General features: G+C 72.4%; 11 protein-coding genes. 7 read left to right on the top strand and 4 right to left on the bottom strand.

The window, feature by feature from the left end; translation table 11 throughout:
• Positions 1-155: 155 nt before the first annotated feature.
• Positions 156-626 (bottom strand): Lrp/AsnC family transcriptional regulator, encoded by a 471-nt coding sequence (locus AF1_RS17545; RefSeq protein ID WP_207394048.1) that lies wholly within the window; start codon positions 624-626, stop codon positions 156-158.
• A 151-nt stretch (positions 627-777) separates the two neighbouring features.
• Between AF1_RS17545 and hppD the strand changes: the two genes are divergently transcribed.
• The 5 genes from hppD (at position 778) to AF1_RS17570 (ending at position 6,718) form a co-directional block, all read left to right on the top strand.
• Positions 778-1,845, top strand: a complete 1,068-nt coding sequence (gene hppD / locus AF1_RS17550; RefSeq protein ID WP_242608817.1) for a 4-hydroxyphenylpyruvate dioxygenase — start codon at positions 778-780, stop codon at positions 1,843-1,845.
• 104 nt (positions 1,846-1,949) lie between these two features.
• Positions 1,950-2,777 (top strand): RDD family protein, encoded by an 828-nt coding sequence (locus AF1_RS17555; protein ID WP_067799889.1) that lies wholly within the window; start codon positions 1,950-1,952, stop codon positions 2,775-2,777.
• A 76-nt stretch (positions 2,778-2,853) separates the two neighbouring features.
• Positions 2,854-3,516: an RDD family protein gene (locus AF1_RS17560; protein WP_084263045.1), complete on the top strand. Its 663-nt coding sequence runs from the start codon at positions 2,854-2,856 to the stop codon at positions 3,514-3,516.
• A gap of 65 nt (positions 3,517-3,581) precedes the next feature.
• A complete protein-coding gene (locus tag AF1_RS17565) occupies positions 3,582-5,141 on the top strand; it encodes a M1 family metallopeptidase (protein WP_067799894.1) in 1,560 nt (519 codons plus the stop codon).
• Positions 5,142-5,293: 152 nt separating this feature from the next.
• Positions 5,294-6,718, top strand: a complete 1,425-nt coding sequence (locus AF1_RS17570; protein WP_067799897.1) for a M1 family metallopeptidase — start codon at positions 5,294-5,296, stop codon at positions 6,716-6,718.
• A 3-nt stretch (positions 6,719-6,721) separates the two neighbouring features.
• Here the strand turns inward: AF1_RS17570 and ilvA are convergent, their stop codons facing one another.
• The 3 genes from ilvA to AF1_RS17585 are packed head-to-tail and all read right to left on the bottom strand — an operon-like array spanning position 6,722 to position 10,111.
• On the bottom strand, positions 6,722-7,945 hold the full coding sequence (ilvA, locus tag AF1_RS17575) for a threonine ammonia-lyase (RefSeq protein WP_067799900.1): 1,224 nt from the start codon (positions 7,943-7,945) through the stop codon (positions 6,722-6,724).
• Between the two features lie 40 nt (positions 7,946-7,985).
• Positions 7,986-8,936 carry an ROK family protein gene (locus tag AF1_RS17580; RefSeq protein ID WP_067799903.1) on the bottom strand — a complete coding sequence of 317 codons (951 nt, stop codon included), beginning with the start codon at positions 8,934-8,936 and terminating at the stop codon, positions 7,986-7,988.
• Positions 8,933-10,111 carry an FIST signal transduction protein gene (locus tag AF1_RS17585; protein ID WP_067799906.1) on the bottom strand — a complete coding sequence of 393 codons (1,179 nt, stop codon included), beginning with the start codon at positions 10,109-10,111 and terminating at the stop codon, positions 8,933-8,935. The genes AF1_RS17580 and AF1_RS17585 overlap by 4 nt, the downstream gene beginning before the upstream one ends.
• A 194-nt stretch (positions 10,112-10,305) precedes the next feature.
• Here AF1_RS17585 and AF1_RS17590 point away from each other — a divergent pair, with 194 nt between their 5' ends.
• On the top strand, positions 10,306-11,727 hold the full coding sequence (locus AF1_RS17590; RefSeq protein WP_174548861.1) for a sigma 54-interacting transcriptional regulator: 1,422 nt from the start codon (positions 10,306-10,308) through the stop codon (positions 11,725-11,727).
• Between the two features lie 37 nt (positions 11,728-11,764).
• Positions 11,765-13,822: a vWA domain-containing protein gene (locus tag AF1_RS17595; RefSeq protein ID WP_067799909.1), complete on the top strand. Its 2,058-nt coding sequence runs from the start codon at positions 11,765-11,767 to the stop codon at positions 13,820-13,822.
• Positions 13,823-13,846 lie beyond the last annotated feature (24 nt).

Below are 13,846 nucleotides of genomic sequence, written 5' to 3' on the forward strand. Positions count from 1 at the left end.
TCCGCTTGAACCTGCCTTCGGACGCGATCGCAACGCCCGGGTTGTCGGGCGGCTGGGGTTAAAGACAGCGTGCCTTCAGGTTGTCGCGTGGCTGAGGTAGCCGCGGAAGAGTGAACCGCCGGACGGGTCTCGGCCCGTCCGGCGGTTTTTTCGTGCTAGCCGGTGGCGGCGGCTTTGACCAGGGGGAGCGTGCGGTAGGGGATCTGGGTGGCGAGGGAGATCACCGAGGACGCGCGTTCGACGCCCGCCACGTCCACGAGCACGTCGATGACGCGCTGGAGGTCGGTGTTGCTGCGGGCGACGACGCGGCACAGCATGTCGCCCGGGCCGGTGATGGTGTGGGCCTCGATCACCTCGGGGACCTGCGCGAGGCGGGCGGCGACCGGGTCGTGCCCGCCGGCCTGGCGCAGTTGCAGGGTGACGAACGCGGTCACGCCGTAGCCGAGGGCCGCCGGGTCGATCTCCGGGCCGAAGCCGGACACGACGCCGTCGCGGGCCAGCCGGTCGAGCCGCGCCTGGACGGTGCCGCGCGCGACGCCGAGCCGCCGGGACGCCTCCAGGACGCCGACCCGCGGTTCGGCGGCGAACATCTCGATCAGCCGGGCGTCCAGGTCGTCGATCGCCACGCCACCTCCCGTGACCGTGGTCACGTTGTACCGGAATACGGGTCCCTGCCAACGTCTACTGTACAGATTGTTCAGCATTTTACGCCGCTCTTGCGCAGCTTGTAGCCGTATGTCGAGATTGGGTGGCATGGATGAGTTTCCGGTCAAGGGTATGGACGCAGTCGTCTTCGCCGTCGGCAACGCCGCACAGGCCGCCCACTACTACTCGACCGCGTTCGGGATGCGCAGGGTCGCCTACCGGGGCCCGGAGAACGGCAGCCCCGACGAGGCGGTGCACGTGCTGGAGTCGGGCAGCGCCCGGTTCGTGTTCCGCGGCCCGGTGAAGGCGGGCACCGAGATCGGCCGGCACATCGCCGAGCACGGTGACGGGGTGGTCGACCTCGCGATCGAGGTCCCCGACGTGGAGCACGCCTACCGGCACGCGCTCGCGAACGGGGCCACGGGCCTGGAGGAGCCGCACGTCCTGGAGGACGAGCACGGCAAGGTGACCATCGCGGCGATCGCCACCTACGGCGAGACGCGGCACTCGCTGGTCGACCGCGCCCACTACACCGGCCCCTACCTGCCGGGGTTCGAGCCGGCCGGCCCGATCGTGGAGCCGCCGCAGAAGCGGTTCTTCCAGGCCGTCGACCACTGCGTCGGCAACGTCGAGCGCATGGACGAGTGGGCCGACTACTACCACCGGGTCATGGGCTTCACCGACATGGCGGAGTTCGTCGGCGACGACATCGCGACCGAGTACTCGGCGCTGATGTCCAAGGTCGTCGCGGACGGCACCCGCAAGGTGAAGTTCCCGCTGAACGAGCCGGCGGAGAGCAGGCGCAAGTCGCAGATCGACGAGTATCTGGAGTTCTACGGCGGTCCGGGCGTCCAGCACATCGCGCTCGCCACCGGCGACATCCTGGCCTCGGTCGACCGGATGCGGGCCGCGGGCGTGGAGTTCCTGGAGAGCCCCGACTCGTACTACGAGGACCCCGAGCTGCGCGAGCGCATCGGCGAGGTGCGGGTGCCGATCGAGGAGCTGCGCAAGCGGCGCATCCTCGTCGACCGGGACGAGGACGGCTACCTGCTGCAGATCTTCACCAAGCCCGTCCAGGACCGGCCGACCGTGTTCTTCGAGCTGATCGAGCGGCACGGCTCGCTGGGCTTCGGCAAGGGCAACTTCAAGGCCCTGTTCGAGGCGATCGAGCGGGAGCAGGAGCGGCGCGGGAACCTGTGACGCCCGCCCGGACCCCGGGATCCGGCCTCGGACGCGGGCCGCGTCCGAGGCCGGACGCCTTCCGGCTCACCGGCCGCGGCCGGTTACCGGCACACTGTGGGGGCATGAGCGAACCGCCCCACACCCCCCGGCCCCCGGACGGCGAATGGCAGGCCCCCGACCCCCGGGTCACCGGCCGGGACACCCCCGCCCAGGAGGCCCCCGCCGCCGAGGCGCCCGCCGCCGAGGCGCCCGCCTCACCCGAACGTCCGCCGCCGTACCAGGGCAGTTACGGCGGTCCCCCGCCCGCGGCCGGGTACGGCCGGCCGGGAGGTCCCCTGCCCATGGCGCCGCCGCTGCCCGGCTACGGCGTCCCCGGCGGCCCGCAGGACGCGGTGGCCGGCCGCCCCGCCCGCCTCGGCGCCGCCATCCTGGACAGCGTCCTCCTCAGCATCGCCGCCGTGCCGGCCGCGCTGTTCTCCATCCGCTGGGACAAGATGGAGGAGTCCGTCTCGTCCGGCGAGCCGATCACCGACCCGCTGGAGCTGTACAACATCCCGCGGCTGCTGACCGGGTATCTGATCGTCTTCGTGCTGGGCTTCGCGTACTTCACCGTCCTGCACGCCAAATGGGGCCAGACGCTCGGCAAGAAGGCGTTCGGCATCCGGCTGGTGAAGGCCGCCGACTACTCCGCGGTGACGTGGGGTCAGGCGATCGCCAGGCAGGCGTTCGTGTACGCCATCACCATCGTCACGGTCGTACTCAACTTCCTGACGCCCGCCGCCGGCATCCTCGGGCTCGTCGGCCTGATCGACAACGCCTGGATCCTGTGGGACGAGCGGCGCCAGTCCCTGCACGACAAGGTGGCCAAGACGATGGTGGTGAAGGCGACGCCCTGGACGCCGAACCCGTACGCCCCCGCGCCCGGCCCTGGCGACCCCGGCAAGTTCTGATCACCCGCGGGTGAGCATTTCTGTCCTCCCGGGCGCGGCGAGGTTTGGACGGCGGCGGCATGGCCACCTTGACGACATGACGCAACCGCCGAGAGACCCCGCGTCCGGGGGAGAGCCGGAGGAGAACCGGCCGGGACCGCACGAAGGGCAGCCCTACGGCGGCTGGCCGTCCTACGGCGAACCCCCTTACGGGCAGCAGCAGCCTTACGGGCAGCCCTATGGGCAGCAGCCGTACGGAGGTCAGCCCGGATACGGCGCTCCCTCCGCCGTGCTCGCCGGACGCTGGGCGCGGCTGGGCGCCGGTGTCATCGACCTGATCATCATCGGGATCGTGACGGGCCTCATCTCGATCCCGTTCGTCAACTGGAACCGCGTCATCAACCCGGAGCCCGGCACTTCGATGTACAGCGGCGCCCAGGTGGGAACGAACGCGATCAGCATCGTCCTGGCGTTCCTCTACTTCTGGCTGATGCACGCCAAGTGGGGGCAGACGCTCGGCAAGATGCTGCTGCGCATCCGCGTCGTCCGCGACGACAACGGGCAGGCGATCACCAACGGCCAGGCCCTCGGACGCGCGGCGTTCTACGGCGTCCTGGGCGGCATTTGCGGCTGCATCGGCCTTATCGACATCGCGTGGATCCTCTGGGACCCGCGTAAGCAGGCCCTCCACTGCAAGGTGGCGCACACCGTGGTCGTCACCGCCGACCCCCGGCTCCCCAACCCCTACGACTACCGCTGACCCGGGAGCCGGCCGGCATCCGAGTTGCCCGCGGGGCTCGGTCCGGGCAGGCTGGGCGGGTGCATATGGCCGGAAACCTCCCCAGTCCCCGCCCGCACGGTCCGCGGGCCGTCCGTGGTGTCGCGGGGCTGGCCGCCCTCGCCGTCGCGGGTTCGCTGACCGCGGCCTGCCAGGTCCCCCTCGGCGACGACGACCCGAACGGCCCCGGCGAATCGCCGAAGGGCGCGGTGACCGGGCCGGCGGGACCGACGACCGCGGGCGACGCCTACGTGCCGGGTGACGGCAACGGCGGTTACGACGTCCAGCACTACGGGCTGAAGCTCACCATCACCCCGGACGGCGCGAACCAGCTCGCCGGCACCGCGACGATCACCGCGACCGCGACCGAGCAGCTCGCCCGCTTCAACCTGGACCTGACCGGCCTGGACGTCACGTCCATCAAGGTCGACGGCCGGCCGGCGCGGCAGCAGCGTGGCGGCAGCGAACTGGAGGTCGCCCCGGCCAAGCCCCTGCGCAAGGGCGCGAAGTTCACCGCGGTGATCGAGTATTCGGGGACGCCGCGGCCGGTGTCCGACCCGGTGCTCGGCCGGTACGGCTGGATCCGCACCTCCGACGGCGTGTTCGTGGCGTGCCAGCCGAGCGGCGCGCACACCTGGTTCCCGAGCAACGACCATCCGAGCGACAAGGCCACGTTCGACTTCGAGATCACGGTCCCGCAGGGGCTGACGGTGATCGCCAACGGGGAGCCCGAGACACCGCTGGAGGGGACCGGAGGCGGGACGCCGCTGCCGCCGGGCACGCCGCCCACCGGAGGCCCGGCCACGGACGGCCCGGGGATCGTCCCCGTCGCGCAGCGCGGCATGACGACGTCGAAGTGGCGCGTCAAGAGCCCGATGTCCACCTATCTGGCGACGGTCGACGTCGGCCGGTTCGGGGTGCGGACGGGCAAGACGCCGAGCGGCGTCCCGGTCATCACCGCGGTCGACCCGTCGGTGCCCGCCGTGGACCTCGACCAGTTCCACCGGCTGAACGCCGACATCACCGAGCAGTGGTCGAAGCTGTTCGGCCCGTACCCGTTCTCCTCCACCGGCGGGCTGATCGACAACGCCGACGTCGGTTTCGCGCTGGAGACGCAGACCCGCCCGGTGTACGGGGCGTTCGGCCTGCAGCCGACGATCGTCGCGCACGAGCTCGCGCACCAGTGGTTCGGCGACAGCGTCGGCCTCACCCGGTGGCAGGACATCTGGCTGAACGAGGGGTTCGCGACCTACGCCGAGTGGCTGTGGGACGAGAAGTCCGGCGGCCAGACCGTCCAGGAGCACTTCGACGAGGCGTACGGCTCGCTGGGCGGACGGGAGCTGTGGGACGTCCCGCCGGGCAATCCGGGACGCAGGCAGATGTTCGGCCGCTCGGTGTACGACCGGGGCGGCATGACGCTCGTCGCGCTGCGCGGCCGGGTCGGCGAGGCCGCCTTCTACCGGATCCTCCAGGCGTGGACGAAGGAGCGCCGGCACTCCAGCGGGACGACGGAACAGTTCATCGCGCTGGCGAACAAGGTGTCGGGCAAGAACCTCGACGGCTTCTTCGACGCCTGGCTGTATAAGAGGGGCCGTCCGGCCAAATGACCGTCTGATCGTCCGTCCTCGGTGGCCGCGGGTCACGAAAAGCTTTCGGTCGAACAAATTCGATACCAAATCGCGCTTGTACCGACCCGGCTCAACAGGAAAGTCTTGATCACGGTAGTGACGGCTTACCGAGGTAACCGAGGACGAGGTCGATGAGCAGAGCACCACGAGTCCTGGCCGCCGTGTCGCTGGGCGTCACCGCGAGCCTGGCGGTGACCGCCGCGCCCGCGGGCGCCACCACCGCGACGTTCACCCCCGGCGCGCCCGGCGCCGGCGATCCCTACTTCCCCGACATGGGCAACGGCGGCTACGACGTCGCCCACTACGACATCGGCCTGAAATACGACCCCGGCACCAAGGGGATCCAGGCCGTCACCAAGATCAGGGCACGGGCGACGCAGAACCTGTCCCGGTTCAACCTGGACTTCCTCGGGCCGCTGAAGATCTCCTCGCTGCGGGTGGACGGGCACGGGGCGTCCTACACGCGGACCGGCGCCCAGGAGCTCGTGATCACTCCGCGCACGGGGCTGCGGAAGGACCGGACCTTCACGGTGACGGTCGCGTACTCGGGCGTCCCGCAGACGATCGACGACGCGACGCTGGGCACGTCCGGCTGGGTGCCGACGCCCGACGGCGCGGTGATGCTGAACCAGCCGTTCGGCGCCGCCACCGTCTACCCGGTGAACGACCACCCGACCGACAAGGCGACGTACACGTTCACGCTCACCGCGCCCCAGGGCCTGACCACGCTCGCCAACGGCGACCTGCGCGGCAAGCGGACCCTGCGGGGCTGGACGACCACGCGCTGGGACGTCCGCAACCCGATGGCCAGCGAACTCGCCATGCTCGCGATCGGCAGGTACGACGTCCGCGCCGGGCGGACCGAGTCGGGCATCCCGAACCTGACGGCCACCGACCACGCGATGGCCATCAAGCCGGACGACGCGAAGAAGTTCCACGACCAGACCGGTGAGGTCACCGACTTCCAGTCGTCGGTCTACGGCCGCTACCCGTTCACCTCGACGGGCGGGATCGTGGTCAAGGCGGGCGTCGGCTACGCGCTGGAGACGCAGGGCCGTCCGGTGTACGACCTCGGACGCCGGCCGGGCGCCATCCCGCGCGCCGGGCTCCTCGCACACGAGCTGGGTCACCAGTGGTTCGGGGACGCGGTGTCGCCGGCGAAGTGGGCCGACATCTGGCTGAACGAGGGCTTCGCGACGTACTCCGAATGGCTGTGGGCGGAGCACGCCGACGGCACACCCGTCCAGCAGAGCTTCGACGAGGTGTACGCGACCCCGGCGGGCGACGGCCTGTGGAAGGGACAGGTCGCCGACCCGGGCCGTGACCACATCTTCGACGGGCTCGTCTACGACCGCGGCGCGATGGCCGTCCACGTCCTGCGCAAGACGATCGGCGACGCGGCCTTCCACCGGCTGCTGAAGGAGTGGCCGGCCGCCTACCGCTACGGCAACGCGTCGACGGCGGACTTCGTCCGCTTCGCCGAGCGTCTCTCGCACAAGGACCTGGACGACTGGGCCAAGGCGTGGCTCTACTCCGAGGGCAAGCCGTCCCTGTGACGGTCAGCTCAGGGTGAGGGTGTAGCCCTTCTCGCGCAGGCGTCCGATCACGTCTTCGGAGTGGTCGGCGCCGCGCGTCTCCAGGTGCATGAGGACTTCGGCCTCCTCGACGTGCAGCCGGGCCGCGACGCGCTCGTGCATCACGTCCAGGACGTTGACGCCCAGGTCGGCGAGTTCGCCGAGCAGGGTCACGAGGGCGCCCGGACGGTCCTTCAGCCGGCAGCGGACGACGAGGTACCGTCCGGCGCCCGCGAGCCCGTGCCTCAGCACCTTCGACAGCAGCAGCGGGTCGATGTTGCCGCCCGACAGCAGCACCACCACGGGCGGCTCGACCGCGTACGAGTGCTCCAGCAGCGCCGCGACCCCGGCCGCGCCGGCGGGCTCGACGACCTGCTTGGCGCGTTCGAGGCAGAGCAGCAGCGCCTGCGAGATGGACTCCTCGGTCACCGTCACGACGGCGTCGACCAGTTCGGTGAACATCGCGTAGGTCAGCTCGCCGGGACGGCCGACCGCGATCCCGTCCGCCATGGTCGGCTCGATCTCGACCTGCGTGGGCCTCCCGGCCGCGAGCGAGACCGGGAAGGCCGCCGCGCGCTTGGCCTGCACGCCGAGCAGCTTGATCTCCCGGTCACCGGTCTCCCGCACCGCGCCCTTCGCCGCCGCCGCGACGCCGGACATCAGGCCGCCCCCGCCGACCGGCGCGACGATCGTCCGGACGTCCGGGCACTGCTCCAGGATCTCCAGCCCGATCGTGCCCTGCCCGGCGACGACGTCGGGATGGTCGAACGGATGGATGAACACGGCACCGCACTCGTCCGCGTGCTTCTGCGCGGCGATGAGGCAGTCGTCCACGGTCGGGCCGGGGAACACGACCTCGGCCCCGTAGCCCCGGGTCGCGGCGATCTTCGGGAGCGGGGCGCCGACCGGCATGAACACGGTGGCCTTGCAGCCGAGCATGGACGCGGCGAGCGCGACTCCCTGGGCGTGGTTGCCGGCGCTGGCGGCGACGACGCCGCCGGCCCGCTCGGCCTCGCTCAGCCGGGCGATCCGCACGTACGCGCCGCGGGTCTTGAACGAGCCGGTGCGCTGCAGGTTCTCGCACTTCAGCAGGACCGGGCCGCCGATCTGCTCGGACAGGACCCGGGAGGCGAGGAGGGGGGTGGTGACGGCCACCGCGCGGAGCAGCTCGCGGGCGGCGCGGACGTCGTCGACGGTGACGGAGGTCATGCGTGGATCCTGCATTCCCCGATCCTCGCACCCGCCGCGCTCACCCCGCACTCCAGTAGCGGTCCTGGGCGTGCACGAGGGCGGCGGCGCCGACGAGCCCGGCCTGCTGGCCGAGGGCGGCGGGGACGATGCGGGTGCGGCGCGCGAACTCCATCCGGGCGTGCGTGCGGAACGCCTCCTCCAGCGGGTCGAACAGCAGCGGGCCCGCCTGGGAGAGGCCGCCGCCGATCGCGGCGATCTCCAGATCGCACAGGTGCGTCGCCGACGCGATCGCGATGCCGATCGCGCGGCCGGCGCGGCGCAGCGCCGCACCGGCGACCGGATCGCCGCGGCGGGCGTCGGCGGCCAGTTCGACACCGGTCGCGCCGCGGGCGCCGGGCCGCCAGCCCTGTTCCCGCGCCCAGGCGACCAGCGCCGGGCCGCGCGCGATCGCCTCCAGGCAGCCGCGGCCGCCGCAGCCGCACGGCGGCCCGTCCGGCTCGACGACGATGTGCCCGATGTGCCCGGCGTTGCCGCTGGCGCCGTTGACCAGGTGCCCGCCGAGGATGAGTCCGCCGCCGACGCCCGTCGACACGACCATGCCGAGGACGTTGCCGTGCCCGCGTCCCGCACCGAGCCAGTGCTCCGCCACCGCCACGCAGATCGCGTCGTTGTGGATGCGGACGGGCAGGCCGGGGTGCCGGGCGCGGAGCCGCTCCCGCAGCGGGAAGCCCCGCCACGCCGGGATGTTCAGCGGGGACACCTCGGCGGCGGGCCATGTCATCGGCCCGCCGCAGCCCACCCCGACGCCCGCGAGCGGCGGGTCACCGGCGCCCGCGACGAGATCGCCGAGCAGCGCCTCCAGCGCCCGCCACAGCTCCTCACCGTCCACACCCGGCCGGTTCGGGGTCGGGACGCGGCCGGAGGCGGTGACGCACCCGCGGGGATCGACCAGTGCGGCGGCGAGCTTCGTCCCGCCGATGTCCACGGCGAGGACGGGGGACGCGCTCAAGAAGCGTCCCCGGCCCGGCCGAACGCGAGGATGGATGCGGTGTATCCGTGCACATGGTTGCGCCCGGCGACCGGGCCGATCTCGCCGGCGGCGAAGAACCCGCCCACCCCGGCCGGGCCGAACGCGCGGTCGAGGACCTTCGCGTCATGGTCGGAGTCGGGGAACATCGCCTGCCCGCGCCCGTTGCAGGAGAACAGCAGCGCACCCTCGACCGGCACGAGATCGAACCGCTCCAGCAGCGCGGTGAGGTCCTCCTCGGCGGCGCCCGCGTCCCGGACCTGGAACCGGACGGTGCGGCCCACGTCCACCACGTCGCCGATCGCGATGGCGCCGCTGTCGGTGTCGGCGCCCACCACCCCGCGGACGAGGAAGTCGCCGCGCTCGTGCTCGTGGGCGTACTCGTCCATCGCGACGCCGATCAGCAGGCCGCGGCCGGCGAGCTCCTGCTCCTCCTCCGGCAGCCCGAGGACGATCTGCTCCAGCTTCTCCAGCGCGGGGACGCCCGCCAGCTCGTAGAGGACGTTCTCCTCCGCCTTCGTCACCACCATGTCGGGCCCGATCGGGCGGGCACCCTGGCTGACCACCGTGGCGGCGGCGACGGGCCCGCCGATGACCACGCCGACCGCGCCGTCCCGGTAGATCTCGCCGCCGACGAACAGCCGCGCCTCGCCGCGCCCGCCCTCGGCGGCGCCACTGCCCTCGGCGAGCCCGCCGACCAGCGGCAGCCCCGGCAGTGCCTCGTCGGACCGTTCGACGAACGCGTCGATCGGGAAGGTGTACGGGTCGGCCAGCAGCACGCCGACGACGTCGTCGTCCTGCCCCTCCGGCATGCCGACCACGATGAGGCGGTCGTCGGCCTTGAGCGCCTCCAGCCGGAACGCGTCGAGTCGCGCGCCCGGCAGCACCGCCGCCCACGCGCTGACCGCGCCGCGCTCCTCCACCCCGCGGCCGGCGCCGATCACCCCGGACGCGCTGCAGCCGAGCAGCATCGTGGGCCCGGCCGCCTGCTCCGCGGCCAGCACCGCCGCCTCGATCTCGTCGGGGTCGTCCCCGGTGACGAACACGCACACCAGATCGGGCGCCGCGCTGAGCGGGGCGAGCGCCTGCTCGACCGCCGACGTGGCGGCGCTGGACAGATCGGGTCCGAGGGCCAGGCCATCACCGAATCGCGCCATCGGCACCGCCTCCCTCACTGCGTTCACCGGCTGCGTTCACACTTCCAGTCTCCCCTGCGGTACGCCGTCCACCCAAACACCGGCAAGACGGGTCGAAAACCGGCAAAACTGGCAAGACGGGCGAAATTCCGGGCGCACACGAATCCGCGGCCGGAGGGTGCGATTCGGCGCACCGGCGACGTAGTGTCGATCGCGTGCGTCCATCCACACCACGTGAATCCACTCTGGGCGAACTGCGCACCGCGGGTCACGTCCGGCTCTCCGTGAAGGCCGAGATCCGCCGGAACCTGCTCGCCCGGCTGAGATCCGGCGAGCCGCGCTTCCCCGGCATCCTCGGGTTCGACGACACCGTCCTGCCGCACCTGGAGCGCGCCCTGCTCGCCGGGCACGACCTGGTGCTGCTGGGCGAACGCGGGCAGGGCAAGACGCGGCTGATCCGCACCCTCACCGGGCTGCTGGACGAGTGGACTCCGGTGGTCGCCGGCTGCGAGATCAACGACCACCCGTACGCGCCGGTGTGCGTGCGCTGCCGCCGGCTGGCCGCCGAGCTCGCCGACGACCTGCCGGTCGAATGGCGGCACCGCGACGACCGGTACGGCGAAAAGCTCGCCACACCCGACACGAGCGTCGGCGACCTCATCGGCGACGTCGACCCGATCAAGGTGGCCGAGGGCCGCACGCTCGGCGACCCGGAGACCGTGCACTTCGGGCTCGTCCCGCGCACCAACCGCGGCATCTTCTCCATCAACGAGCTGCCCGACCTCGCCGAGCGGATCCAGGTGGCGCTGCTGAACGTGCTGGAGGAGCGGGACGTGCAGATCCGCGGCTATGCGCTGCGGCTGCCGCTGGACGTGCTGCTCGTCGCGTCCGCCAACCCGGAGGACTACACCAACCGCGGCCGGATCATCACCCCGCTGAAGGACCGGTTCGGCGCCGAGATCCGCACCCACTATCCCCTCGAACTGGACGCCGAGCTGGCGCTGATCAAGCAGGAGTCCGACTTCGCCGACCTCGCCGGGCTGCCCGCCGAAGTGCCCGAGCACCTGATCGAGGTGATCGGGCGGTTCACCCGGCTCGTCCGGGACTCGACGGCGGTGGACGCGCGGTCCGGCGTGTCGGCGCGGTTCGCGCTCGCGGGCGCGGAGACCGTCGCGGCGGGCGCGGTGCGCCGCGCCGCGATCACCGGCGAGGAGCACGCGGTCGCGCGGGTCTGCGACCTGCCCGCGATCGTGCCGTCGCTGATGGGCAAGGTGGAGTTCGAGGTCAGCGAAGAGGGCCGCGAGCAGGAGGTGCTGGAGCATCTGCTGCGCCGCGCGACCGCCGAAACCTACCGGCGGACGCTGGGCCCCGTCGACCTGTCCGGGCTGCTCGACAAGTTCGACTCCGGCGAGCGCGTCGAGTCGGGCGAGCTGGTCTCGGCGACCGAGCTGCTGCGCCGCGTCGGCCGGGTCCCCGGCCTCGCCAAGATCATGGAACGGCTCGGCCTGAGCGGGGAGTCCCCCGGGCAGGCCGCGGCCGCGCTGGAGTTCGCCCTGGAGGGGCTGTTCCTCACCCGGCGGCTCTCCAAGGACGTCGCCGAGGGACGCTCCGACGGGACGGCCACCTACCGGACCTGATGCCCGGACGCGCGGTCTCCACGCGCAAGGAGGTTCGATGAGCCGATATCGCTACGGGGCCTACGAGGACGGGCCCGACCCGCTCGCCCCGCCCTATGACGTCCGCGACGCCCTGGACGCGGTGGGCGACGCGGTGCTGGACGGCACCCGCCCGGACGACGCGCTGCGCGAGCTGCTGCGCCGCGGCCTGCCGGGCGCGCAGGGCCACCGCGGGCTCGACGACATGCTCCGCCAGGTGCGCGAGCGGCGCCGCGCGGTGCGCGACCGGGGCCGGCTGGACGGCACGCTGGAGCGGGCCCGCGCGCTGCTGGACACCGCGATCGGGCAGGAACGGGCCGAGCTGTTCCCCGATCCGGGCGATGACGCGCGGCTGCGCGAGGCGGAGCTGGACACGCTGCCGTCCGACACCTCCCAGGCGATCCGCCGGCTGTCGGACTACGACTGGCGTTCCGGCGCGGCCCGCCGCACCTTCGAGCAGCTGAAGGACCTGCTGCGCGGCGAAGTGCTGGACGCGCAGTTCCAGGGCATGAAGCAGGCCCTGGAGAACCAGGACCCGGCCGCCATGCGGCGGGTCAAGGACATGATGGCCGCGCTCAACGAGATGCTGGAACGCGACGCACGCGGCGAGCACACCCAGGACGACTTCGACCGGTTCATGGACCAGTACGGGGACATGTTCCCCGACGATCCGCAGGACCTGGAGGAACTGGTCGACTCCCTCGCCCGCCGCGCCGCCGCGATGGACCGGCTGCTCGCCTCGCTCAGCCCGGAGCAGCGCGCCGAGCTGGCCGGGCTGATGGAGCAGGCCATGCAGGACGCGGGCCTCGCCATGGAGATGACCCGGCTCGGGGACGCGCTGCGTGCCCGCCGTCCCGACCTCGGCTGGGGCCGGCCCGAGCAGATGACCGGCGACGACCCGCTCGGCATGGGCGACGCCACGACCGCGCTCGCGGAACTGGCCGACCTGAGCGAACTGGAGGCGGCGCTCGGCCAGGACTATCCGGGTGCGCGGCTCGACGACATCGACGAGGACGCCGTCCGGCGGGCGCTCGGCCGGCAGGCCGTCGACGACCTGGAGGCGCTGCGCCGCGTCGAGAAGGAACTGGAACGCCAGGGCTACCTGCGGCGCAACCGCGGCAAGCTGGAGCTGACCCCGAAGGCGGTGCGGCGGCTCGGCGAGACCGCGCTGCGCCGGGTGTTCTCCCAGCTCACCTCCGGCCGGCAGGGCGACCACGACCAGCGGGACGCGGGCCAGGCCGGGGAGCTGACCGGGGCGAGCCGGGAGTGGCGGTTCGGGGACGAGCAGCCGCTCGACGTCGTCCGGACGGTGAGCAACGCGATCCGCCGCGGCGCGATGGAAGGCGGCGCGGGGCTCGTGCCCCGTCCGGCGGCGGCGCAGGCCGCCGAGCCGGGCACGGCCGACGTCACCGAGATCACCGGCGTGCCGCGGCCCGCCGGGGTGCCGTCCGGCGGGGTGAAGCTGGGCGTGGACGACTTCGAGGTGCACGAGACCGAGCGGCGCACCGGCGCGGCCGTCTGCCTGCTGGTCGACCTGTCGTACTCGATGGTGCTGCGCGGAACGTGGGCCGTCGCCAAGCAGACCACCCTCGCCCTGCACACGCTCGTGACCAGCAAGTTCCCGCAGGACGCGATCCAGATCATCGGGTTCTCCAACTACGCGCGGGTGCTGCACCCCGAGGAGATGGCCGGTCTCGACTGGGACATGGTGCAGGGCACCAACCTGCACCACGCGCTGATGATCGCGGGACGGCATCTGGACCGGCACCCCGACTTCGAGCCGATCGTCCTGGTCGTCACCGACGGGGAGCCGACCGCGCACCTGCGCCCGGACGGCCGCTCGCTGTTCGACTACCCGCCGTCCACCGACACGCTCGTGCTCACCCTCGCCGAGGTCGACAAGATGACGCGGCGCGGCGCCTGCATGAACTTCTTCATGCTCGCCGAGGACCGGCGGCTCGTGTCGTTCGTGGAGGAGGTCGCGCGGCGCAACGGCGGCCGGGTGTTCGCGCCCGACGCCGAACGGCTCGGCGAGTACGTGGTGAGCGACTATCTGCGGGTGCGCCGCGGCCGCTGAGCATCCAGCGCCGGAGGCGGCTAG

It is taken from the genome of Actinomadura formosensis NBRC 14204 (assembly GCF_001552155.1).
GTDB classification, from domain to species: Bacteria; Actinomycetota; Actinomycetes; order Streptosporangiales; family Streptosporangiaceae; genus Spirillospora; species Spirillospora formosensis.

Excerpts from the sequence above, each read along its gene's own strand:
- hppD (WP_242608817.1), top strand. The coding sequence starts at position 778 with ATGGACGCAGTCGTCTTCGCCGTCGGCAACGCCGCACAGGCCGCCCAC.
- AF1_RS17555 (WP_067799889.1), top strand. The coding sequence starts at position 1,950 with ATGAGCGAACCGCCCCACACCCCCCGGCCCCCGGACGGCGAATGGCAG.
- AF1_RS17560 (WP_084263045.1), top strand. The coding sequence starts at position 2,854 with ATGACGCAACCGCCGAGAGACCCCGCGTCCGGGGGAGAGCCGGAGGAG.
- AF1_RS17565 (WP_067799894.1), top strand. The coding sequence starts at position 3,582 with ATGGCCGGAAACCTCCCCAGTCCCCGCCCGCACGGTCCGCGGGCCGTC.
- AF1_RS17570 (WP_067799897.1), top strand. The coding sequence starts at position 5,294 with ATGAGCAGAGCACCACGAGTCCTGGCCGCCGTGTCGCTGGGCGTCACC.
- ilvA (WP_067799900.1), bottom strand. The coding sequence starts at position 7,945 with ATGACCTCCGTCACCGTCGACGACGTCCGCGCCGCCCGCGAGCTGCTC.
- AF1_RS17585 (WP_067799906.1), bottom strand. The coding sequence starts at position 10,111 with ATGGCGCGATTCGGTGATGGCCTGGCCCTCGGACCCGATCTGTCCAGC.
- AF1_RS17595 (WP_067799909.1), top strand. The coding sequence starts at position 11,765 with ATGAGCCGATATCGCTACGGGGCCTACGAGGACGGGCCCGACCCGCTC.